19 protein-coding genes are annotated in these 22,111 nt (G+C 72.7%); 8 read left to right on the top strand and 11 right to left on the bottom strand.

The window, feature by feature from the left end; all coding sequences use genetic code 11:
• Positions 1-47 precede the first annotated feature (47 nt).
• From C1I99_RS09505 to fdxA, 3 genes are read right to left on the bottom strand one after another with little or no spacing between them, the layout of a single operon-like run.
• Positions 48-1,076, bottom strand: coding sequence for a prephenate dehydrogenase (locus tag C1I99_RS09505; protein WP_111133841.1), 1,029 nt, complete (start codon positions 1,074-1,076; stop codon positions 48-50).
• A gap of 19 nt (positions 1,077-1,095) precedes the next feature.
• Positions 1,096-2,202 carry a succinyldiaminopimelate transaminase gene (dapC, locus tag C1I99_RS09500; RefSeq protein ID WP_325049202.1) on the bottom strand — a complete coding sequence of 369 codons (1,107 nt, stop codon included), beginning with the start codon at positions 2,200-2,202 and terminating at the stop codon, positions 1,096-1,098.
• Positions 2,199-2,525 carry a ferredoxin gene (gene fdxA / locus C1I99_RS33930; protein ID WP_088975946.1) on the bottom strand — a complete coding sequence of 109 codons (327 nt, stop codon included), beginning with the start codon at positions 2,523-2,525 and terminating at the stop codon, positions 2,199-2,201. Before fdxA ends, dapC begins: the two co-directional genes overlap by 4 nt.
• 210 nt (positions 2,526-2,735) lie before the next feature.
• On the opposite strand from fdxA, the gene C1I99_RS09490 reads away from it, so the two are divergent.
• Together C1I99_RS09490 and C1I99_RS09485 are read left to right on the top strand one after the other, a co-directional pair.
• Positions 2,736-3,125, top strand: a complete 390-nt coding sequence (locus C1I99_RS09490; RefSeq protein ID WP_111133839.1) for an IS200/IS605 family accessory protein TnpB-related protein — start codon at positions 2,736-2,738, stop codon at positions 3,123-3,125.
• A gap of 15 nt (positions 3,126-3,140) precedes the next feature.
• Positions 3,141-4,100 carry a GNAT family N-acetyltransferase gene (locus tag C1I99_RS09485; RefSeq protein ID WP_111133838.1) on the top strand — a complete coding sequence of 320 codons (960 nt, stop codon included), beginning with the start codon at positions 3,141-3,143 and terminating at the stop codon, positions 4,098-4,100.
• 232 nt (positions 4,101-4,332) lie between these two features.
• Here C1I99_RS09485 and C1I99_RS09480 read toward each other — a convergent pair whose 3' ends face one another.
• The 3 genes from C1I99_RS09480 to mshB all read right to left on the bottom strand — a co-directional run bounded on the left by C1I99_RS09480 (position 4,333) and on the right by mshB (position 6,260).
• Complete coding sequence (locus C1I99_RS09480) at positions 4,333-4,800, bottom strand: hypothetical protein (protein ID WP_111133837.1); 468 nt, start codon at positions 4,798-4,800, stop codon at positions 4,333-4,335.
• 78 nt (positions 4,801-4,878) lie between these two features.
• On the bottom strand, positions 4,879-5,316 hold the full coding sequence (locus tag C1I99_RS09475) for a hypothetical protein (RefSeq protein ID WP_111133850.1): 438 nt from the start codon (positions 5,314-5,316) through the stop codon (positions 4,879-4,881).
• Between the two features lie 17 nt (positions 5,317-5,333).
• Positions 5,334-6,260, bottom strand: coding sequence for an N-acetyl-1-D-myo-inositol-2-amino-2-deoxy-alpha-D-glucopyranoside deacetylase (mshB, locus tag C1I99_RS09470; protein ID WP_111133836.1), 927 nt, complete (start codon positions 6,258-6,260; stop codon positions 5,334-5,336).
• Between the two features lie 86 nt (positions 6,261-6,346).
• Here mshB and C1I99_RS09465 point away from each other — a divergent pair, with 86 nt between their 5' ends.
• Positions 6,347-8,488: a prolyl oligopeptidase family serine peptidase gene (locus C1I99_RS09465; protein ID WP_111133835.1), complete on the top strand. Its 2,142-nt coding sequence runs from the start codon at positions 6,347-6,349 to the stop codon at positions 8,486-8,488.
• Positions 8,489-8,614: 126 nt separating this feature from the next.
• Here the strand turns inward: C1I99_RS09465 and C1I99_RS09460 are convergent, their stop codons facing one another.
• The 5 genes from C1I99_RS09460 to C1I99_RS09440 form a co-directional block, all read right to left on the bottom strand.
• Positions 8,615-10,357 carry an ABC transporter substrate-binding protein gene (locus C1I99_RS09460; RefSeq protein WP_111133834.1) on the bottom strand — a complete coding sequence of 581 codons (1,743 nt, stop codon included), beginning with the start codon at positions 10,355-10,357 and terminating at the stop codon, positions 8,615-8,617.
• A 184-nt stretch (positions 10,358-10,541) separates the two neighbouring features.
• A complete protein-coding gene (locus C1I99_RS09455) occupies positions 10,542-11,528 on the bottom strand; it encodes an ABC transporter permease (RefSeq protein ID WP_111133849.1) in 987 nt (328 codons plus the stop codon).
• A gap of 10 nt (positions 11,529-11,538) precedes the next feature.
• Complete coding sequence (locus tag C1I99_RS09450) at positions 11,539-12,543, bottom strand: ABC transporter permease (protein WP_233512426.1); 1,005 nt, start codon at positions 12,541-12,543, stop codon at positions 11,539-11,541.
• A gap of 2 nt (positions 12,544-12,545) precedes the next feature.
• Positions 12,546-13,607 carry an ABC transporter ATP-binding protein gene (locus C1I99_RS09445; protein WP_199562062.1) on the bottom strand — a complete coding sequence of 354 codons (1,062 nt, stop codon included), beginning with the start codon at positions 13,605-13,607 and terminating at the stop codon, positions 12,546-12,548.
• A complete protein-coding gene (locus C1I99_RS09440; RefSeq protein WP_233512425.1) occupies positions 13,604-14,656 on the bottom strand; it encodes an ABC transporter ATP-binding protein in 1,053 nt (350 codons plus the stop codon). Before C1I99_RS09440 ends, C1I99_RS09445 begins: the two co-directional genes overlap by 4 nt.
• Positions 14,657-14,987: 331 nt before the next feature.
• Between C1I99_RS09440 and C1I99_RS09435 the strand changes: the two genes are divergently transcribed.
• The 5 genes from C1I99_RS09435 to C1I99_RS09415 all read left to right on the top strand — a co-directional run bounded on the left by C1I99_RS09435 (position 14,988) and on the right by C1I99_RS09415 (position 22,039).
• Positions 14,988-16,424, top strand: coding sequence for a TldD/PmbA family protein (locus C1I99_RS09435; protein ID WP_111133831.1), 1,437 nt, complete (start codon positions 14,988-14,990; stop codon positions 16,422-16,424).
• Complete coding sequence (locus tag C1I99_RS09430; protein ID WP_111133830.1) at positions 16,421-17,860, top strand: TldD/PmbA family protein; 1,440 nt, start codon at positions 16,421-16,423, stop codon at positions 17,858-17,860. The genes C1I99_RS09435 and C1I99_RS09430 overlap by 4 nt, the downstream gene beginning before the upstream one ends.
• Positions 17,861-18,221: 361 nt before the next feature.
• Positions 18,222-19,028, top strand: a complete 807-nt coding sequence (sdhC, locus tag C1I99_RS09425) for a succinate dehydrogenase subunit SdhC (protein WP_111133829.1) — start codon at positions 18,222-18,224, stop codon at positions 19,026-19,028.
• Positions 19,029-19,040: 12 nt separating this feature from the next.
• A complete protein-coding gene (locus C1I99_RS09420) occupies positions 19,041-20,975 on the top strand; it encodes a fumarate reductase/succinate dehydrogenase flavoprotein subunit (RefSeq protein WP_111133828.1) in 1,935 nt (644 codons plus the stop codon).
• Positions 20,975-22,039, top strand: a complete 1,065-nt coding sequence (locus C1I99_RS09415; RefSeq protein WP_111133827.1) for a succinate dehydrogenase/fumarate reductase iron-sulfur subunit — start codon at positions 20,975-20,977, stop codon at positions 22,037-22,039. Before C1I99_RS09420 ends, C1I99_RS09415 begins: the two co-directional genes overlap by 1 nt.
• The last annotated feature ends 72 nt before the right edge of the window (positions 22,040-22,111 follow it).

Genomic DNA, 22,111 nt, shown 5'->3' with positions numbered 1-22,111 from the left:
GCCACGGACGGGGCGGGACGAGGATCCGGGCGACGACGTCGAGGCGGTCAGGTGGGGAGGTGGGCGGTGTAGGAGACCGTGCCGGCGTCGACCCGGCAGCCGCTCAGGTGCCCGCCGGCCGCGCCCAGCTCCCGCAGCCACGCCACCTCGGCGGCATGGTCGCCGGCGGCCGGGAAGGCCCGGACGTCGGTGCGCAACGAGCGGCCGAGCAGTGCCGCCCGGGCCGCCGCGGCCTCCCCGTACCGCGCGGTGAGCGCCGCCACGTCACCGGCCCGCAGCGCCTCGGCCAGCTCGTCGAGGTACGCGGTGACCGCCGCCAGCCCACCCAGCACCCGCTCGCGATTGCCGAGCAGCATGTTCGCGGTGCGGGTGGCCGGGGTGCCGGCGACCCGGGTGCCGTCGCGGAAGCTGCCGGCCGCCAGCCCGAGCACCGTGTCGCGCAGGGGCGCCCGCTGCACCGCACCGGCCAGTGCCCCGGCGAGCAGATGCGGCACGTGCGAGGCGAGCGCGGCCGCCGTGTCGTGCACCTCCGGCGACAGCGGCACCACGCGGGCCCGGAACAGCGCCACGACCAGCGCGGCGAGCCGACGGAAGGCGTCCGTCGCCGGCCCGGGTGCCGGGCAGAGCACCCAGGCGGCGTCGTCCAGGAGCGCCGCCGTGGCGGCGGTGAGCCCGGCGGAGGCCGCGCCGGCCATCGGATGCCCGGGCACGAACCGGTCGGTGAGCCCGTGCCGGCGGGCGAAGTCCGCCAGTTCGACCTTGGTGCTGCCGACGTCGGTGAGGACGCACTCCGGCGCGGTCGCCCCGGCCACCCGCAGCAGAGTCCCCGGCAGGGTGGGCAGCGGCCCGCAGAGGAAGACCACGTCCCGCCCGGCGACCGCCTCGTCGAGCGTCTCCGGGGCGGCGACGCCCTGCCGCCGGGCGTGTTCCCGGGTGGCCCGGTCCGGGTCCCAACCCGTTACGTCGAGGCCGGCGTCGCGGAGCCGGAGCAGGACGGAACCACCGATCAGGCCGGTACCCACGACCGCCACCCGCAGGCCCACGTACCGGCCGGGGCCGGTCACGTCGTCGGTCATCGCCGCGCCTCGTCGGGTCTCAGTCGCGCAGCCGGCCGGCTACCGCCGCGACGTGCTCGTCGGACTCGGTCAGCGCCGCCCGGACGTGCCGCCGGCCGCCCGGGCCGTAGAAGACGCCCGCGGCGACCAGGATGCCCCGCCGGGCCAGCCAGTCGACGGTCTCCCAGCAGTCCTCACCCCGGGTCATCCACAGGTAGAGCCCGGCCTCCGAGTGCTCCACTGTGAAGCCGGCGCCGGTGAACGCGGCGTACAGCGCCGCACGCCGGGCGCGGTAGCGTTCGCGCTGCTCGTCGGCGTGCCGCTCGTCACGCAGCGCGGCCACCATGGCGGCCTGCACCGGCGCGGGCACGATCATCCCGGCGTGCTTGCGAACCTTGAGCAGCTCGGCCACCAGGGACCGGTCGCCCGCCACGAACCCGGCCCGGTAGCCGGCGAGGTTGGAACGCTTGGAGAGCGAGTGCACCGCCAGCACCCCGTCGTACGACCCGCCGCACACCTCGGGGGAGAGCACCGAGACAGGCTCGGCCGACCAGCCGAGCGGTAGGTAGCACTCGTCGCTGGCCACCACGGCGCCGCGCTCACGGGCCCAGTCGACCAGCTTGCGCAGGTGCGCCGCCGGCAGCACCCGCCCGGTCGGGTTGCCCGGGGAGTTGACCCAGACCAACCGCACCCGGGAGGTGGGGCCGACCGCGGTCAGCGAGTCGGCCCGGACGGTGGTGGCGCCGGCGAGCCGGGCGCCATCCTCATAGGTCGGGTACGCGACCGTCGGCACCACCACGACGTCGCCCGGGCCCATCCCGAGCAGGGTGGGCAGCCAGGCGACCAACTCCTTGGAGCCGATCGTCGGCAGCACGCCGAGACCGTCGACGCCGGCGCCGCACGCCCGCGCGACCCAGGCCGCGATCGTCTCGCGCAGCACCGGGGTGCCGGCGGTCAGCGGGTAGCCCGGGGCGTCCGAGGCGTCGGCCAGCGCCTGCCGAATCACCTCGGGCACCGGGTCGACCGGCGTGCCCATGCTGAGGTTGATCAGCCCCTCCGGGTGCGCCGCGGCCAGCGCGGCCGCGGCGTCCAGGGTGTCCCAGGTGAAGTCTGGCAGCCGCGACGAGACCGGCGCGGGCCGGTTCAGTGGCCCTCTCCGCGCGGCGGCTGGGCGGCGACGAAGGTCGCGTCCTTCTCCACCTTGCCGACCTTCGAGGCACCGCCGGGCGAGCCCAGGTCCTCGAAGAACTCGTAGTTGGCCGCGGTGTAGTCCTTCCACTGCTCCGGGACGTCGTCCTCGTAGAAGATCGCCTCGACCGGGCAGACAGGCTCACAGGCACCACAGTCGACGCACTCGTCGGGGTGGATGTAGAGCATCCGGTTGCCCTCGTAAATGCAGTCGACCGGGCACTCCTCGATGCATGCCTTGTCGAGCACATCCACGCACGGCTCGGCGATGATGTAGGTCACCGGTCTTCTCCTCCGCAAGCCACGCCGCGATCACCCGCGACGGTAAGAGCCTAGTATCTCGCCGGCAGCGTTCTGGCGTACCCCTGGCTTACCATCGCGGCACCCGAAAACCAATGCGCGAGGTTGCGGTCCTGATGGCCGACACGCAGGTTCTCCTCCAAGGCACCTGGATGATCTTGGTGGAGCGGTGCCCACCGCCGGGTCACTGACCTGCGCCGTGACAACTTGCACAAAATTTCCGCCAGCCTGACCCGTGAGTTCGGCACGATGGTGATCGAAGATCTGAACGTGACCGGAATGCTGCGCAACCGCCGCCTGTCCAGACGCATCGGTGACTCTGGGTTTGGCGAGTTGCGCCGCCGACTCGCCTACGAGGCCGACTGGCACGGCAGCCGGCTGGTTGTCGCTGATCGGTGGTACCCGTCCGGCGACGCCCGGAGTGGCCAGGGGTCGTCAAACGGACGTGGAGCAGACCGTAAGACCCGCAGCGGCGGGCCGGTTGCCGTGAAGCGTCAACCCGGCACCGCTGCGGCGGGTCAGACCGGGACCGTTCCGCCGCAGGGCGGGACTCCCGTCGGTTCACGCACCAGAGAACACTGACGGGAACGGTCGATCGTGCTCCGAGAGCAAGATGTAGGACACCGGATCGTGGTCCGCCGGATTGTGGGGATTCGCGAGGGCCGGCCGCTCTTCTCCGACGCCCTCGGCGAGCTGGTCGAGCTCAGCGAGACCCATCTCACGCTGGCCACCGACGAGGGCCGGCTGCGGGTGCCACGGGGCGAGGTGCACCGGGCCAAGCGAGTGCCGCCGGCCCGCCGGCCGACCGCCGCCGCGGTGGTGGCGCTGGAGCTCGCCGCCGACGAGGCGTGGCCCGCCCCGACCCGCGACCGGCTCGGCGACTGGCTGCTGCGCGCCGCGGACGGTTGGACCGGCCGGGCCAACTCGGCGCTGCCGGTCGGCGACCCGGACCGGCCGCTGCCCGCCGCGCTCGACGCGGTGGAACGCTGGTACGCCGACCGCGGCCAGCCGGCGATGGTCAACATCCCGCTGCCGCTCGCCGCGCCGGTCGGCGCCGAGCTGGACGCCCGGGGCTGGGACAGCCGCCCGCCCGTGCTGGTGCAGACCGTGCCGCTGGCGTCGCTGCCCGCCGCCGCACCGGAGCGCCCCGGGTCACCGCCGGTCGAGCTGACCACCGCGCCGTCGGCGGACTGGCTCGCGATCGCCGCCGGCCGCAAGGGCGGCCTGCCGGACGCCGCCCGGCACGTGCTCACCGCCGTGGGCCAGGTCCGCTTCGCCCAGGTGCACGCTGACGGCGCGCTGGTGGCGATCGCCCGTGGCACCGTCACCGGGCACAGCCGCTGGCTCGGGCTCAGCCTGATCGAGGTGCTGCCCGCCGCCCGCCGGCAGGGGCTCGCCGGGCGGATGGTCCGAGCGCTGGTCGACTGGGGTGCGGCCACCGGCGCCACGCACGCCTTCCTTCAGGTCGAGCAGCGCAACACCCCCGCCGTGACGCTCTACCGCGGGCTCGGCTTCACCACGCACCACACCTACGTCACCCGCGTCGCCCCGCGGTGACGCCCGAGCCCCCACGTGACCGACCCGGACGTGACCGCCCAAGTCCCACTTGCAAGGGAAGGGTGGCCTCCCACGCCCCCCGGGCCGCAGTTTCAGACAAAATTGCCCCTCCACGCCGAAGGCGGCAGTTTCGGGGACAAGTGTCACCTCGTGAGGCCGGCATGCTGCCGAAGGGGTTCCGGGGCCACGACCAGCGTGCGGTGACTCGGCGAGTCGCAGCGCGGGAGCCAGGTCAGCGGCGGACGGGCTTGCGGGGCTTGGCGGTTTTGAGCTCCGCGTACCGCTTGAGGGTCTGCGAGCGGTGGTCGAGGCCGAGCGCGGTGAGCAGCAGGTAGCCGAGCAGCACCCCGGCGCCGGTGGCGGCGAGGTAGAGCCAGATCTGGGCGAAGAAGGTGCCCGCTCCGCCCGCGAACGGGTTGTTGCCGACCAGCAGCGGCGCGACCAGCACGGTCAGCAGCAACGCGATGCCGACCGCGGCGGCCACGTCGGCGCCCCAGGCGGCGGCCGGCCGGCGCCGGCCCCAGACGAAGGCGACCACGGCCAGGATCAGCCCGATCACCAGGAACATGGCGAGCGACAGCCGGTCGGCGGCGGCGGTGTCGTCCGCGTCGAAGCCGAACCGGATGACCAGCCGGGCTACCACGTTGACCGCGAACAGCGCGACCGCGAGCACTCCGATCGCCTGCCACCGCTTGTTCATCGCACGCCTCCCGCCGTACCGCCCGCCGACGCGGCGGGCCTCCTGGCAGGAATATCTACCACTGGAAGCTGTGTGCCGTCAGTCCCCCAACCGGGGGGCCGGCACCGCCAGCACCTGCCGGAAGCCCATCACCGCGAAGGTCATCGCCCCGGTCACGATCATCGCCAGGCCGACCCAGTTGTCACCGGCGAGCAGCAGGTCCCCCTCGGCGGTCCGGACCGCGGCGACCGCCATCAGCACGAACCAGGGCAGCGCGGGCAGCGCCACCGCCCAGCGGCGCTCCACCGTCCGGTTGGCGAACCAGCTCAGCGCGACGTTCGCGCCGACCGCCACGAGCACCGAGACGCCGACCAGCTGGCCGCCGACCCGGACCGTGGCGAGCAGTAGCTCCAGCACCGCGCTCAGCACCCCGCCGAAGACGGCGATCAGCCCGCCCGCCACCCGTAGGGCGAGATCCAGCAGCCGCCCGGCCGGCCCCGGCGGCGGCGGGACGCTCTCCTCCGGGACGACCGACATCGGAGCGGCGGGCAGGGTCACCGGTGACCAACCACCCCGACCGGGGACCGGTCCGGGTCGTCGGCGGCGGGCAGCCCGGCGAAGAGGTCGTCCTCCCAGCCGTACGGGCCGGAGCCGGGGCCCTTCTCCCCCACCGCGAGCGTGAAGTATTCAACGCCCATGAACTCGGCACCGAAGTTGCCGGCGATGGAGTAGAGCCAGGAGGTCGCCGGGATCTGGGTGGCGTGCGCCCGCATCGCCGCCTCCTTGGCGGCGTGCTGCTCGGTGGCGTCGATCCGGGCCGCGATCTGCGCGTCCGGCGTGCAGAACGGCAGCTCGGTCGCCTTTTCGATGCCGGCGAAGGGGTTGTCCGACGACCCGGCGAAGTGGGTCAGCCCGGCCTCCAGCACGCTCTGCGGCATCGCCGTCCAGTAGACCTTCGTCGGGGCGAAGCCCTCCGGGCGGGCCAGCTCGACGGCGCGCATCGCCACCCGGTGCGCCTGGATGTGGTCGGGGTGGCCGTAGAAGCCGTTGCCGTCGTACGTGATCATGACCTGCGGGCGTACCTCCCGCATGATCTCCACCAGGTGCCTGGCGGCCTCGTCGAGGTCGGCCTGCCAGAAGGCCCGGGGGTGCTCGTTGGTCGGCAGCCCCATCATCCCCGAGTCGCGGTAGCGGCCGGCGCCACCGAGGAAGCGGTGGTCGGTGACGCCGAGCGCGGCACAGGCGGCGGCCAGCTCGGCGATCCGGTAGCCGCCGAGCTGGTCGGCCTCGGCCGCGGCGAGCTGGGCCAGCTCCGGCACGTGGATCTCACCCTCCTCACCGAGGGTGCAGGTCACCAGCGTGACGTGGGCACCGGCGGCCGCGTAGTGGGCCATCGTCGAGCCGGTGCCGATGGCCTCGTCGTCGGGATGCGCGTGGACCAGCAGCAGGCGGCGGTCGGGCAGCGTCGTCACGACCGTCACTCTAACCGGCGGTTCTCCCCCGGCGCCCCCGACGCGTCCACGCAGGTCGGCCACATCACCTCCGGGGCCGCTCTACGATCTGGCCTGTGGACTTTCCCGAGCTGGCCGCCCGTACCCGCCGGTTCAGCCGCGGAGCGCCGCGCGCGGTCTCCGTGGCCGGCGACGGCTCCCGGGTGGTCTTCCTGCGCTCCGCCGGCCCGGAGGACCCGGCCGAGGCGCTCTGGCTCCTGGATGTGGCCACCGGGGAGGAGCGGCTGGTCGCCGAGCCGGCGGCGCTGCTGGGCGCGGACGCCGACACCGAGGTGCTCGGCCCGGGCGAGCGCGCGCTGCGCGAACGGTTGCGGCTGAGCGCCTCCGGCATCGGCTCGTACGCCCTGGACAGCGCCGGCCGGGTGGCCGTCTTCCCGCTCGCCGGGCGGCTGTTCCGGGCCGACCTGGTGCACGGTGACGTGGTCGAGGTGACCGCCGTCGGCCCGGTGCTCGATCCCCGGCCCGACCCGACCGGGCAGCGGCTGGCGTACGTGACCGACGCCGCCGAGGGGGTCCGCCGGGGGCAGCTGCGGGTGATCGAGCCGGACGGCACCGACATCCTGCTGGCCGGCGAGGACTCGGGGGTGACCTGGGGGCTGGCCGAGCACATCGCGGCCGAGGAGTTCGGCCGGTTCCGCGGCTACTGGTGGGCGCCGGACGGCCGCTCGGTGCTGGCCGCCCGGGTGGACGAGTCCCGCCTCGACCGCTGGCACCTGCACGACCCGGCCGACCCGGCGAGCCCGCCCACCACCGTCGCGTACCCGGCGGCGGGAGGCCCGAACGCCGAGGTCAGCCTGCACCTGCTCGACCTCGACGGCGGCTGGGTCGACGTGCACTGGGACCGGGAGACCTACCCGTACCTGACAGCGGTGCACTGGGCCGAGGGCGGTCCGCTGATCACCGTGCTGCGCCGGTCCCAGCAGCACGGCCTGGTGCTCGCGGTCGACCCGCGCACCGGCGAGACCCAGGTGCACGCGGAGCTGGCCGACCCGCGCTGGGTGGAGCCGATCCCCGGCACCCCGGCGCACCTGCCGGACGGCCGGGTGCTGGTCGGCGGCGAACTCGCCCACGACGGGTACGACGCGCGCTGCCTCTTCGCCGACGGGACCCTGCTCACTCCGCCGTCGCTGTACGTGCGGCGGGTGGTGGGCCGGCTGTGCGGCGGCGCCGGCCCGGCCGACCTGCTGGTGGAGGCGAGCGACGGCGAGCCGAGCGAGCGGCACCTGTTCCGGGTGCGCACCACCATCGGCGGTGGTGTCGACGCCCGCCGGATCACCACCGACCCGGGCTGGCACACCGCTGCGGTCGGCGGCGACGTGCTGGCGGTCGGCAGCGCCTCGCTGGACCACCCGGGCACCCGGTGGCGGGTGTGGCGCGGTGACCGCGAGGTGGCGGCGCTGCGCTCGTTCGCCGCCAACCCGCCGTACTCGCCGCTGCCGCTGCTGGAGCGGGTGACCGACCGGCGGCTGCCGACGGCGGTGCTCTATCCCGACAACTACGTCACGGGCCGCCGGCTGCCGGTGCTGCTGGACGTCTACGGCGGCCCGGGGCACCAGGAGGTCATCGCCGCCCGGGCGGCCTGGCTGGAGCGGCAGTGGTGGGCCGACGCCGGCTTCGCCGTGGTGGTGGTCGACAACCGCGGTACGCCCGGGGTGGCCCCGTCCTTCGAGAAGGCGATCCACCGGCGGGTCGCCGACGTGATCCTGGCCGACCAGGTGGACGCGCTCACCGCACTCGCCGACAAGCACCCCGACCTGGATCTGGGCCGGGTGGCGGTGCGTGGCTGGTCGTTCGGGGGCTGGCTGGCCGGGCTGGCGGTGCTGCGCCACCCGGAGCTGTTCCGGTGCGGCATCGCCGGGGCGCCGGTGACGGACTGGGCCCTCTACGACACCGCCTACGCGGAGCGTTACCTCGGCCTGCCGGACGATGGGATTGACGTGTACGGGCACCACTCGCTGGTGGAGCTGGCCGCCGAGCCGGTGCACGACCGGGCGGCGGCCCGGCCGCTGCTGCTGGTGCACGGGCTGGCCGACGACAACGTGGTGGCCGCGCACACCCTGCGCCTGTCGGCGGCGCTGCTGGCCACGGGCCGGCCACACAGCGTGCTGCCGCTGACCGGGGCGACCCACATGGCCGCCGGCGGCACCGCCGAGCGCCTGCTCACGCTGGAACTCGACTTCCTCCGTACCCACCTCTGAGCGGCCGGAGGCGGGGCGGCCCGCCCGGTTACCCGCCGCCCGCGCGGGAGCCGGGCCCGCCCGGCCGGGAGACACGGCGGCCCCCGGCCGACGGCGCTGTCGACCGGGGGCCCGTCCGTGGTGCGGTTACTGCTTGACGTACGCGTTCACGAAGGCCGGGTAGCCGAAGACGCTGGAGATGAAGACCCCACCGGCCTTGGAGCCGTGCACCATGTAGGCCACGTCGACGAAGAGTGGCACCACCGGGGCGTGCTCCTTCATGATCCGCTCGTCGAGCTTGGCCCACTCCGCCCCCTGCTCGGCGGGGGGCAGGGCCAGGATCCGGTCGAACTCGGCGTTGATCGCCGGGTCGTTGAAGTAGGACTGGTTGCTGTTGCCCTCGGCCTTGATGCTGCGCCCGTCGTAGAGCACCGGCAGGATCGAGGCGCCGCTCGGCCAGTCCGCCGCCCAGTTACCGACGTACAGGTCCCAGGGGTTGTCCTTCTTCTTGATTTCGTCGAGCTTCGCGTCGTCCGGGATGTTCCGGACCGTGATCTTGAAGCCGGCCCGCTCCAGGTTGCCCTTGAGCTGCGCTCCCATCTGCTGCTCGGTGGTGTTGTCGGCGACGCCGAGGACCAGCTCCGGGGTCTGGCCGCCGAGCAGTTCCTTGGCCTTGTCGATGTTGCCGTTGGCGCCCGCCGGGTACGCGTCGTACGCCTGGTAGCCGATGGTGGCCGGCGGCATCAGCGTGGTCAGCGGCGAGGCGACGGTCTGCCCGCCGAGCGCCTTGATCAGGCCCTCCCGGTCGATGGCATAGTTGAGCGCCTGGCGGATCTTCAGGTCCTTGACCCGCTGGTTGTTGATGACCAACTGGTTCGCGCTCGGCGTCGGGGACAGGATGCTCCGCGACTTCAGCGCCGGGTCGTTCGCGACCCTGGCGACCAGCGAGGCCGGCACGTAGTTCCAGGCGATGGCGCTCTGGTCGGCGCCATTGTCGGCGATCACCCGGTTGTTGGCGGCGTCGGCGGTCGGGCCGAAGCTCCAGACGAACTGGTCCGGGTACTGGTGCCGTACCGGGTCGGTGTTCGGGTCCCAGTGCGGGTTGCGGTCCAGGGTCAGCTGCACGCCGACCTGGTTCTTCACGATCTTGTACGGGCCGGACGAGAACGGCGCATTGTCCAGGTTGACGCCGGTGTCCTTGTCCGGCGGCAGCGGTGCGGTGGTCGGCAGCGAGACCGCGAACGGCAGGTCACAGCGGGGCTTGGCGAACTCGAAGCGGAGCGTCTTCGGGTCGGGGGTGGTCAGGCCCGGCGGGAGCGAGGTCTTGTTGGCCTTGAAGTCCCACCTGGTGTCGTACTGCGGGTCGTCGGCCAGCCACTCCTGAAGGTAGGTGGGGCCGCCGGTGAGGTCCGGGTCGAAGGAGCGGGCGATGCCGTACGCGATCTCCTTGGAGGTGATCGGCCGGCCGTCCTCGAACTTCACGCCGTCCTTGATCTTGAATTCCCAGACCTTGCAGTCGTTGTTGACGTTGGTGCCCGGCGTCTCGGCCAGGTCGCCGACGAGGACCAGGCCGCCCTTGCCGTCGTCCTTCCAGGTGGTCAGGTAGCGGGAGAAGAGCGGCGACGCCATCAGACCGGCGAACGAGTACGTCCGCTGCGGGTCGAGGTGGGAGATGGGGGTCTCCCGGATGATGGTGAAGGTGCCGCCCTTCTGGGCGCCGGCCACCTCGGCGGCCGGGCCCATGGAGTCCTTCGGGTCGGTGGCGATGACCCCGGTCTGCTGTCGGTTCGTGTCCACCGTGGTGCCCTCGCCAGTGTTCTTCGAGCACGCACCCAGTGCCACAACCAGTGCGATCGCGCCGCCTGCGGCGGCCGCCACGCGTGGTCGCATGTCGTACCTCCTCCACCAATGTGTGCGGTCCGCCGGGCGGTGACCGCCGACGTCCCGAGGATCGTAAAGAAGAAAACCTACAAGTTGTGTAACAGTTGTCGATAAATTTCACCGCCGGCCGACCGGCTGGGCTCCGGCGGTCGTTGCCAGGCCCGCCCGGCGCCCCACCCGCCGGAACGGGCCGTCAGCCCAGCCGGACGCGCGGGTCGATGGCGGCGTAGAGGAGATCCACCAGCACGTTCGCCAGCACCACGAAGACCGCCGAGATCAGCACGGTGGCCATGATGGTGGGCAGGTCACCGGCGCGGACCGCCTCGACGGCCGTCCGCCCCAGCCCCTGGATGCCAAAGGTGGTCTCGGTGATCACCGTGCCGCCCAGCGCCGCGCCGACGTCCAGGCCGGCGATGGTCACCACCGGGGTGATCGCCGCCCGCAGCGCGTGCCGCCCGTACACGGTGCGTTTCGCCAGTCCCTTGGCCCGCGCGGTGCGGACGAAGTCCTCCGAGAGCGTCTCCAGCATCTGCGCCCGGGACAGCCGGGCGTAGATCGCGGAGAAGAGGAAGGCCAGCGCGACCCAGGCGAGCACCAGGCCGCTTGCCCACTTCACCGGGTTGTCGAAGATCGAGGTGTAGCTGGGCACCGGCAGCCAGCGCAGGTTGTAGACGAAGACCAGCAGCAGCACCGCCCCGACGAAGTAGAGCTGGAGCGAGGCGCCGGTCAGCGAGAAGCCGATCGCGGCCCGGTCCAGCCAGGTGCCCCGGCGCAGCGCGGAGACCATGCCCAGACCGACCCCGAGCAGCAGCCAGAGGATCGCCGCCGGGATCACGATGCTCAGCGTCACCGGCAGCACCCGGGCGATGGTGTCCAGCACCGCCTCGTTGTTGACGTACGACCAGCCGAGGCAGGGCGCGTCGCACCGGCCGCCCTGGGCGCTGCCCAGGTCGCGCCCGGTGAAGATGCCCTTCATGTAGCCGGCGTACTGGGTGACCAGTGGATCGCGCAGGCCCAGCTCCTGGCGCACCCGCTCCAGCCGCTCGGGGTTGCAGTTCTTCGGGCACATGCCGCTGACCGGGTCGCGGGGCAGCGCGAAGAACATCAGGAAGGTCAGCACGCTCACCGCGAACAGGGTGAGCACCGCGGAGAAGATCCGCTTGATCAGGAATCGCGCCATCAGCACACCCCTACCGGGACGACTTCGGGTCGAGCGCGTCGCGCAGCGCGTCCCCGAAGAGGTTGAACGCGAACACGAGCGCGAAGATCGCGACGCCGGGAAAGAACACGAACGCCGGATCGGTCTGCAGGTAGACCAGGCTCTGGTAGATCATCCGGCCGAAGCTCGGGGTCTCCTCGGTCAGGCCGACGCCGATGAACGACAGCGCGGCCTCGCTGGTGATGAACTGCGGCACCGCGAGCGAGAACGACACCAGGATCGGCGCCCAGATGTTCGGCAGCAGCTGCCGGAAGAGCATGTGCCCCAGCCCGGCACCGCTGGCCTTGGCCGCCTCCACGAACTCCCGCTCGCGCAGCGCGATCACCTGGCCCCGGACCAGCCGAGCGGTGCTGGTCCAGCCGAAGATCGCGAAGACGGCGATCAGCACCCCGACCCCGAAGGCCGGGGAGACCGCGTCCCGCTCGCCGTAGAAGCGCAGCGTCAGGGTCGGGGTCAGGGCCAGCGCGATGATCAGGAACGGCATGGCCAGCACCAGGTCGGTGACCCAGTTGATCACCGCGTCGAGCCAGCCGCCAAGGTAACCGGCAAGCGCGCCCAGCGCGATGCCGAGCACCGCCGTGATCACCGCCGCCGCAAAGGCGATGAGCAGCGAGGTACGCAGACCGTAGACGAGCCGGATGAAGATGTCCCGGCCCAGTCCGGGTTCCAGCCCGAAGAAGTGGTCGCCTGACACCCCGCCGGCGTAGCCGAGGGGCATGCCGAAGCGGTCCAGCTTGTGCTGGAACTGGTCGCTCGGGCCGATCCCGTAGAGCAGCTCGATCAGCGGCGCGGAGAGCGCCACCAGGACGAAGAAGACCAGCAAGGCCCCGCTGACCATCGCCGTCCGGTCCCCGCGCAGCCGGAGCCAGGCGAGCTGGCCGGGCGAGCGGCCGACGAAGCCCTTCTCCTCCTTCGGCGCGTCGGCGTCGCCGCCCGACTCGACCTCGGCCAGCGCCACGCCCTCCACCGGGGACATACTCACCTCGACACCTCCTCGACGCTCGCGCCCGTGCCCGCCGCCGCGGGGGCCGCGCCGGCCGGGCCGCTCCCCGCGCCAGCCGGGCCGGACTCCGGGAAGTGGCACGCGGTGGCCTGGTTGCCACCGTCGCGGGGCACCAGCGGCGGCTCCTCGGCCGCGCAGATGTCCCGCGCCTTCCAGCAGCGGGTGCGGAACCGGCAACCCGAAGGCGGGTTGAGCGGGGTGGGCACGTCACCGGCGAGCCGGATCCGGCCGGCCGGGCCGAGCGTGGTGACGTCCGGGACCGCCGAGAGCAACGCCCGGGTGTACGGGTGCTGCGGGCGCTCGTAGATGTCGTCCCGGTCGCCGATCTCGACGATCCGGCCCAGGTACATCACCGCGACGCGCTGGCAGAAGTGCCGGACCACGGCCAGGTCGTGGGCGATGAAGACGAACGCCAGGCCGAGGTCGCGTTGCAGGTCGCGCAGCAGGTTGACCACCTGCGCCTGGATCGAGACGTCCAGGGCGGAGACCGGCTCGTCGGCGACGATCAGCTTCGGCCGCAGCGCCAGGGCCCGGGCGATGCCGATGCGCTGGCGCTGGCCGCCGGAGAACTCGTGCGGGTACCGGTTGTAGTGCTCCGGGTTGAGCCCGACCAGCTCCAGCAGCTCCCGCACCCGGGCCTTGACCCCGCCGGGCGGGTCGATCCCGTTGACCAGCAACGGCATCGCGATGATCCGGCCCACGGTGTGCCGCGGGTTCAGCGAGGCGTACGGGTCCTGGAAGATGATCTGGAGGTCCTGCCGCAGCGGGCGCAGCTCCCGCCGGCCGGCGTGGGTGATGTCCCGGCCCGCGAACTCGATGCTGCCCGCGGTCGGCTCCAGCAGCCGGACCAGCATCCGGCCGGTGGTGGTCTTGCCGCAGCCGGACTCCCCCACCAGGCCGAGCGTCTCGCCCGCGCGCACGTCGAAGTCCAGCCCGTCCACCGCCCGGACCAGACCCCTGCCGCGCGGGCCGCTGCGCACCGGGAAGTGCTTCCCCAGCCCGCGCACCCGCAGCAGCGGCTCGTCCCCGACACTCACCGGGCCACCCCCACGTGTGCGATGTCCTCCGCGTACAGCCGGGTCCGGTCGTCGGCCGAGAGGTGGCAGGCGACCAGGTGCCCGGGCGCGCCCGCCGGGCGCAGCTCCGGCACCTGGGCGCGGGAGCGGTCGCCGTTGCGGTCGGCGTACCGGCAGCGCGGGTGGAAGGCGCAACCGGCCGGCAGGTTGATCAGGCTGGGCGGGTTGCCCCGGATGGGTACCAAATCCGCGTCGGCGTCGCCGTGCAGCGACGGCACGCTGGAGAGCAACCCCCAGGTGTACGGGTGCTGCGGGCGGCGGAGCACCTGCTCGACGCTGCCGTGCTCGACGGCCCGGCCGCCGTACATCACCAGCACCTCGTCGGCGACCTGGCTGACCACGCCCAGGTCGTGGGTGATCATGATGATCGCGGAGTGGAACTCGGCCTGGAGGTCGGCCAGCAGGTCCAGGATCTGCGCCTGCACGGTGACGTCCAGCGCGGTGGTCGGCTCGTCGGCGATCAGCAGGTCCGGATCGTTGACCAGCGCCATCGCGATCACCACCCGCTGCCGCATGCCGCCGGAGAACTCGTGCGGGTACTGGTCGAAGCGGCGGCCCGGCTGCGGGATGCCGACCCGGCCGAGCATGTCCACCGCGCGCCGCCGGGCCTCCCGCCGGCTCACCCTGGGGTGGTGCACCCGGTACGCCTCGGCGATCTGCCTGCCCACCGTGTAGTACGGGTGCAGCGCCGACAGCGGGTCCTGGAAGATCATCGCCATGTCCCGGCCGCGCAGCCGGCGTACCTCCTCGTCGGGCTGGCCGACCAGCTGGCGACCGCCGACGGAGATCTCCCCGGTGATGGTGGTGCGCTTCGGGTCGTGCAGGCCGAGGACGGCCAGTGAGGTGACGCTCTTGCCCGAGCCGGACTCGCCGACGATGCCGAGGGTGCGCCCGCGCTCCACCGCGAACGACACCCCGTCGACCGCGCGCACCACGCCGTCGGCGGTGTCGAAGCGGACCCGCAGGTCGCTCACCCGCAGGTACGGGTCGCCGGCGCGCTGCTCCGGCACTGCTGGGCGGTCCGGTTCCCCGGACGGCGCCGACTCCGGCCTGTCCACGACCGCCTCCCTCTGGTGACGAAGAGAACCTACAGCAGATGCCAGAGGGTGAAAATAAGCTACAAGGCCGGAGGCTGTCAGCGGCCCCCAGGGTAACGACTCGACAACGCCCCCGAACACCCCTCAGCAGCACATCCACGGGTGTTCACGCGGTGATCGCACGTCGGTGCGACCATGGACGCGGCGATCGGGAGAGGATGCCCGCCGGGCGGTGCGGGCCACCATCCGTCCGGAGGAGTTGCTTCCCTGACGGGTGTCGGTGCGCTCGCCTAGGGTCGGGCGCATGACCGAGTTCGACGCGGCGACCGCCGCCGTGCAGGCCGCGCTCGACGCGGGAGCCCGGTACGCCGACGCCCGGGTGATGCACCGCCGCTACGAGTCCATGTCGGCGCGCAACGGCGACATCGAGGAGCTGACCCAGGACGAGAGCGTCGGGCTGGGCGTCCGCGCCCTGGTCGGGTCGGGCTGGGGCTTCCACGCCGTACCGGAGCTGTCCGACGCCGCCGCCCGCGACGCCGGCCGGCGCGCCGCGCGGATCGCCGCCGCGAGCGCGCGGGTCCCCGGCCCGCCGATCGACCTGGTGCCGACCCGAGCGGCCGTGGCGAGCTGGGCCGCACCGTGCACGAGGGACCCGCTCGGCGTGCCGCTGTCCGAAAAGGGCGACCTGCTGGTCGGGGCGACCCGGGCGATGGCCGAGCACGGCGCCGACGTGGCCGAGGGGCTCTACCAGATCTGGGACACGGCGAAGTGGTTCGTCTCCAGCGAGGGGCACCGGATCGACCAGCGCATCCGCGAGTGCGGCGGTGGCATCTCCGCCACCTCCATCGGCGACGGCGAGACCCAGCGCCGCTCCTACCCGAGCTACCGCGGCCAGTACGGCACCACCGGCTGGGAGCTGGTCGAGTCGCTCGACCTGGCGGCGCACGCGGCCCGGATCGCCGAGGAGTCGCGGGCGCTGCTCACCGCGCCGCTCTGCCCGGCCGGCGAGACCGACCTGATCCTCGGCGGCGAACAGCTCGCCCTGCAGATCCACGAGTCGGTGGGGCACGCCATCGAGCTGGACCGCATCCTCGGCTGGGAGGCCGCCTTCGCCGGCACGTCCTGGCTGGACCTCGCCCAGCTCGGTGCGCTGCGCTACGGCTCCGAACTGATGACGATCACCATCGACCCGACCATCCCGGGCGCGCTGGGCAGCTTCGGCTACGACGACGAGGGCTCCCCGGCGGTCAAGCGGGACGCGGTGCGCGAGGGGCGCTGGGTGGGCGTGCTCGCCGGGCGGGACTCGGCCGCCGTCGCCGGCCTGGACTACGGCGGGAGCGTACGGGCCGACGGGTGGGCCCGGCTGCCGATGGTGCGGATGACGAACGTCGGCCTGGAGCCGGGCCCGCACACTCTGGATGAGATCATCGCCGCTACCGACGACGGGGTGCTGATGGACCTCAACCGCTCCTGGTCCATCGACGACAAACGGCTCAACTTCCAGTTCGGCTGCGAGATCGGCTGGGAGGTCAAGAACGGCCGGCGGGGCCGGATGCTGCGCAACCCGACCTACACCGGCATCGGTCCGCTCTTCTGGCGCTCCATGGACATGCTCTCGTCCGAAACGGTCGCCTGGGGCACGCCCAACTGCGGAAAGGGCCAGCCGGGCCAGGTCGGGCACACCGGCCACCCGGCCGCGCCGGCCCGGTTCCGCAACGTCCGGGTGGGGGTACGGGCATGAGCACCGACGAGCTGGAACTCGCCGGGCACGTCGTCGAGCTGGTCCGCCGGCTCGGCGGGCCCGGCGCGCAGGCCGAGGCGGTGGTGACCCGGGCCGACCTGGCGCTGACCCGGTTCGCCAACTCCTTCATCCACCAGAACGTCGCCGAGTCGACCGTCGGGGTGCGGTTGCGGCTGCACGTCGACGGGCGCACCGCCGCCGGCGGCGGCAGCGTGGTCAGCCCGGAGGGGCTGCGCGCGCTGGTGGAACGCACCCTCGCCGCGGCGCGGCTCTGCCCGCCCGACCCGGCCTGGCCAGGGCTCACCCCGCCGTCACCGGTGTCGGCCGGCCCCGCCGTCGACGAGGCCACCATCCACGCGGAGCCGGGCGAGCGGGCGGCCCGGGTGCGGGCCTTCGTGGACGCGGTGGGCGGCCTCGGAGCAGCCGGATACTGCCGCACGTCGTACCGCTCCGGGGCGTTCGCCAACTCCGCCGGCCACTCCGCCCGGGGGCGCTCGGCGGAGGCCGCGATGGACGGGATCGCCCGGGCCGGCGGCTCGGACGGGGTGGCCCGGCGCTGCGCGGACCGGCTCGCCGACCTCGACGGCGCCGCCCTCGGCGGCCGGGCCGCGGCCAAGGCGCGCGCCGCGGCCGATCCGGTCGAGCTGCCGCCGGGGCGCTACGAGGTGGTGCTCGAACCGGCCGCCGTCGCCGACCTGCTGCAGAACCTCTCCTGGTTCGGCTTCAACGGCAAGCGCTACGCCGAGCGGCAGTCCTTCGCCGAGCCGGGCGCGGCCCAGTTCGACCCGTCGGTGTCGCTGGTCGACGACCCGTTGCACGGCTCCAACCTGCCGTACGACCTGGAGGGCACGGCACGGCGGGAGCTGAGCCTGGTCGACGGCGGGGTCACCCGGGCGGTGGCGCACGACCGGCGCAGCGGCGCCGAGGTCGGCGCCAGCTCCACCGGTCACGCCATGCTCGGCGCGGCGACCTTCGGCCCGGTCCCCCGAAACCTCCGCCTGCTCACCCGGTCCGCCGCCGGCGGCGGCCCCGTGGGTGGCGGCGCGACCGACGCCGGCGCGCCCGACGGTCGCGGGCCGACGGCGGCCGGTGCGGCCGGGGCGGTGGCCGACGCGGACACGGCGGCGCTGGTCGCCGGGGTGCGGCGCGGGCTGCTGGTCAGCGACCTCTGGTACACCCGGGTACTCGACCCGAAGAGTCTGGTGGTCACGGGCCTGACCCGTAACGGGCTCTGGCTGATCGAGGACGGGGTGGTGACCCGGGCGGTCCGGGACCTGCGCTTCACCGAGTCGTACCCGCGGGCCCTCGGCCCAGGCACGGTGCTCGGGCTCGGGCGACACGCGGTACGCCAACCGGACCGGGTGGACGGCGTCTGGTGGGAGGCGCCCCCGGTGCGGCTCGCCTCCTGGCACTTCACCGGCGGCGCCTCCGGCTGATCCGTGCTGCCGGACCGCCCGCTCCCCTGGCAGCCGCCGGGCGGTCGGGCAGCGGCGCGGTCGGCTTCCGGCGCCGGCCGAACCGGCTCCGGCGGCGCCCCGGCCCGGTACCCGGCCACGCTTCCTAACATCCGGACATCGATCATCGATCGGGGCTTTCCCCCAGCCGGGACACACGGGACACTGCCTTGCGCGGACGGCCCGCGAAGATCGGCGTAACGTGTGTCACTTAGCTGCGCCGTATCGCCCGGCGCGGTCGTTGGTGTGCGCAAGACGTGGCAGTGGACGCGGTCTCGCCGGTCCGCTGACCGAAGGGAACGTGATCCGGCGCCCGCGAGGGCCCGTCAGGGAGACGACTCGAATGACATCAACGGCAACGAGGCCGCGGGGTGCGCGGGCGCGCGCCGCCATCGTGGCGAAGACGTTGCGTACGGACCGCTGGTGGTTCGCCCCACTGATCACCGTCATCGGCCTCACCGCCTGGGTGACGTACGCGACGGTCCGGGTCTTCATGCACAAGTGGTACTGGGTGGACGACTACCACTACCTGACCCCGTTCTACTCGCCGTGCGTCACGGACCGGTGCCTGACGGACGCGTCGCACTTCGGGCAGTACCTGCCCGGCTGGTGGCTCATCCCGGAGGCGGCGTTCGCCCTGCCGTTCCTGCTGCTGTTCCGGCTCACCTGCTACTACTACCGCAAGGCGTACTACCGGTCGTTCTGGCTCTCGCCGCCGGCCTGCGCCGTGCCGGACGGGCACAAGGCGTACAGCGGTGAGACCCGCTTCCCGCTGCTCGGCCAGAACCTGCACCGCTACTTCTTCTACTTCGCCGTGGTCATCTCGCTGATCAACACCTGGGACGCGATCCTGGCCTTCCACTCCCCGGAGGGCTTCGGGTTCGGGCTGGGCAACATCATCCTGCTCGCCAACGTGACCATGCTCTGGGGCTACACGATCTCCTGCCACTCCTGCCGGCACATCATCGGCGGGCGGCTCAAGCACTTCTCCAAGCACCCGGTGCGCTACCGGGCCTGGACCTTCACCTCCTGGCTGAACGTGCGGCACATGCAGCTGGCCTGGATCACCCTCGGCACCCTGGCGCTGACCGACTTCTACGTCATGGCGGTGGCGGCCGAGTGGTTCCCCGACCTGCGGTTCATCAACTAGAGGGCCATTGACATGACCACCACCACGCGAATCGAACGACACCACTACGACGTCGTCGTCATCGGGGCCGGCGGCGCCGGCCTGCGCGCGGCGATCGAGGCCCGGCTGGCCGGCAAGAAGACCGCGATCATCTCGAAGTCGCTGTTCGGCAAGGCGCACACGGTGATGGCCGAGGGCGGCGCCGCCGCCGCGATGGGGAACGTCAACAGCCGGGACAACTGGCAGGTGCACTTCCGCGACACCATGCGCGGCGGCAAGTTCCTCAACAACTTCCGGATGGCCGAGCTACACGCGAAGGAGTCGCCACAGCGGATCTGGGAGCTGGAGACGTACGGGGTGCTCTTCGACCGCACCAAGGACGGGAAGATCTCCCAGCGCAACTTCGGCGGCCACGAGTACCCGCGACTGGCGCACGTCGGCGACCGCACCGGCCTGGAGCTGATCCGCACCCTCCAGCAGAAGATCGTCTCGCTCCAGCAGGAGGACCAGCGCGAGCACGGCTCGTACGACGCCCGGATCCGGGTCTTCTCCGAGACCACCATCACCGAGTTGCTGCTCGACGGCGACCGGATCGCCGGCGCGTTCGGCTACTACCGGGAGTCCGGCGAGTTCGTCCTCTTCGAAGCGCCGGCGGTGGTGCTGGCCACCGGCGGGGTCGGCCGCTCCTACAAGGTCACCTCGAACTCGTGGGAGTACACCGGGGACGGCCACGCGCTGGCCCTGCGCGCCGGCGCGACTCTGATCAACATGGAGTTCCTCCAGTTCCACCCGACCGGCATGGTCTGGCCGCCCTCGGTGAAGGGCATCCTGGTCACCGAGTCGGTCCGCGGCGACGGCGGCGTACTGAAGAACTCCGACGGCACGCGGTTCATGTTCGACTACGTCCCCGACGTCTTCCGAAAGCAGTACGCGGAGACCGAGGAGGAGGCGGACCGCTGGTACACCGACCCGGACAACAACCGGCGCCCGCCGGAGCTGCTCCCCCGCGACGAAGTGGCCCGGGCGATCAACAGCGAGGTCAAGGCCGGTCGGGGCACCCCCGCCGGGGGCGTCTACCTGGACATCGCCTCCCGGCTGCCGGCCGAGGAGATCCGCCGCCGCCTGCCGTCGATGTACCACCAGTTCAAGGAGCTGGCCGACGTCGACATCACCAAGGAGCCGATGGAGGTCGGCCCGACCTGCCACTACGTGATGGGCGGGGTCGAGGTCGACCCGGACAGCGCCGCCGCGTTCGGTACCGTACGCGGGCTGTTCGCCGCCGGCGAGGTCTCCGGCGGGATGCACGGCTCCAACCGGCTCGGCGGCAACTCCCTGTCCGACCTGCTGGTCTTCGGCAAGCGGGCGGGCGGGCACGCCGCCACGTACACCGACGGGCTGGCCGCCCGCCCGAGGGTGGCCGTCGCCGCGGTGGAGGCCGCGGTGGAGACGGCGCTGGCGCCGCTGCAGCGGGACACCGGCGAGAGCCCGTACACCTTGCAGCAGGACCTCCAGGCGGTGATGGGCGACCTGGTCGGCATCATCCGGCGCGAGGGTGAGCTGGTCGACGCGCTGAGCCGGCTGGCGGAGCTGCGCGAGCGGGTGGCGAAGGTGAGCGCGGCCGGCGGCCGCCGCTACAACCCGGGCTGGCACCTCGCGCTCGACCTGCGCAACATGCTGGTGGTCTCGGAGTGCACCGCGAAGGCGGCGCTGGAGCGGCGGGAGTCCCGCGGCGGGCACACCCGGGAGGACTTCCCGACGATGGACCCGACGTGGCGCCAGGTCAACCTGGTCTGCTCGCTGGACGGCGACACGGTCCGGCTGGAGCGCAAGCCGCTGCCGAAGATACGCGCGGAGCTGATCGGCCTCTTCGACCGGGCGGAGCTGGCCAAGTACCTCACCGACGAGGAGCTCGCCGAGTTCGACGCCCTCGTCTCCGCCGACGTCGAGGCCGAGAAGGAGAACCGCTGATGGGTACCAAGCGCCAGTTCCGCATCTGGCGGGGCGACGAGGACGGCGGCGACCTGCAGGACTACCAGGTCGAGGTGAACGAGGGCGAGGTGGTCCTCGACGTCATCCACCGGCTTCAGGCCACCGACGCGCCGGACCTGGCCTGCCGGTGGAACTGCAAGGCCGGCAAGTGCGGCTCCTGCTCCATGGAGATCAACGGCAAGCCGCGGCTGAGCTGCATGACCCGGATGTCGACCTTCGAGGAGGACGAGACGGTCACGGTCACCCCGCTGCGCACCTTCCCGGTCATCCGGGACCTGGTCACCGACGTGTCGTTCAACTACGAGAAGGCGCGGGAGACGCCGGCCTTCGCGCCCCCCACGGACGTGGCGCCGGGCGACTACCGGATGCAGCAGGTCGACGTCGAGCGCTCGCAGGAGTTCCGCAAGTGCATCGAATGCTTCCTGTGCCAGACGGTCTGCCACGTGATCCGCGACCACGAGGAGAACAAGCAGGCGTTCGCCGGGCCCCGGTACTTCATCCGGGCCGCCGAGTTGGACATGCACCCGCTGGACACCAAGACCGACCGCAAGGAGTACGCGCAGGCGGAGCAGGGCCTGGGCTTCTGCAACATCACCAAGTGCTGCACCGAGGTGTGCCCGGAGCACATCAAGATCACCGACAACGGGATCATCCCCATGAAGGAGCGGGTCGTCGACCGCAGGTACGATCCCCTCGTGTGGCTTGGTAGCAAGATCTTCCGGAGGGGTCAGGTGCCTCAGACCAGCGTGACCAGCGGGCACACCAGCGGTGCCGTGCACGCCAGCGCCACCCACAGCGGTGTGCACTCGCACGCGGGCGGCTCGCACGACCCGCGGGCCGAGGTGCAGGCGCAGCGTGGGGTCAACTGGCACCGCGAGGTGCCGAAGCCGACCGCCCCGGCGGTCGACGACCGCGGCAAGCTGCCGCTGACGGAGCTCACCTTCGACCGCGCGGCGGCGCCCTCGCCGTTCGGCGACGACGTGACCTTCCCGCTGCCCCCGGAGCATCTGAACTTCGCCCACCCGGAGCAGGACAAGCACTGAGAGCGCAGGCGATGACGGGGGCCGCGGCGGTTGCCGCCGGCCCCCGTCCCCTTTTCGCCCGCCCGTCCGCTT

The organism is Micromonospora deserti (genome assembly GCF_003236335.1).
Classification (GTDB): Bacteria; Actinomycetota; Actinomycetes; order Mycobacteriales; family Micromonosporaceae; genus Micromonospora; species Micromonospora deserti.
This window is presented reverse-complemented; position numbering and strand designations above follow the sequence as displayed.

Bases quoted from the DNA above. Each gene is read 5' to 3' on its own strand.
- C1I99_RS09505 (WP_111133841.1), bottom strand. From the start codon at position 1,076: ATGACCGACGACGTGACCGGCCCCGGCCGGTACGTGGGCCTGCGGGTG.
- C1I99_RS09480 (WP_111133837.1), bottom strand. From the start codon at position 4,800: ATGAACAAGCGGTGGCAGGCGATCGGAGTGCTCGCGGTCGCGCTGTTC.
- C1I99_RS09475 (WP_111133850.1), bottom strand. From the start codon at position 5,316: ATGTCGGTCGTCCCGGAGGAGAGCGTCCCGCCGCCGCCGGGGCCGGCC.
- C1I99_RS09460 (WP_111133834.1), bottom strand. From the start codon at position 10,357: ATGCGACCACGCGTGGCGGCCGCCGCAGGCGGCGCGATCGCACTGGTT.
- C1I99_RS09455 (WP_111133849.1), bottom strand. From the start codon at position 11,528: ATGGCGCGATTCCTGATCAAGCGGATCTTCTCCGCGGTGCTCACCCTG.
- C1I99_RS09450 (WP_233512426.1), bottom strand. From the start codon at position 12,543: ATGTCCCCGGTGGAGGGCGTGGCGCTGGCCGAGGTCGAGTCGGGCGGC.
- C1I99_RS09435 (WP_111133831.1), top strand. From the start codon at position 14,988: ATGACCGAGTTCGACGCGGCGACCGCCGCCGTGCAGGCCGCGCTCGAC.
- C1I99_RS09430 (WP_111133830.1), top strand. From the start codon at position 16,421: ATGAGCACCGACGAGCTGGAACTCGCCGGGCACGTCGTCGAGCTGGTC.
- sdhC (WP_111133829.1), top strand. From the start codon at position 18,222: ATGACATCAACGGCAACGAGGCCGCGGGGTGCGCGGGCGCGCGCCGCC.
- C1I99_RS09420 (WP_111133828.1), top strand. From the start codon at position 19,041: ATGACCACCACCACGCGAATCGAACGACACCACTACGACGTCGTCGTC.
- C1I99_RS09415 (WP_111133827.1), top strand. From the start codon at position 20,975: ATGGGTACCAAGCGCCAGTTCCGCATCTGGCGGGGCGACGAGGACGGC.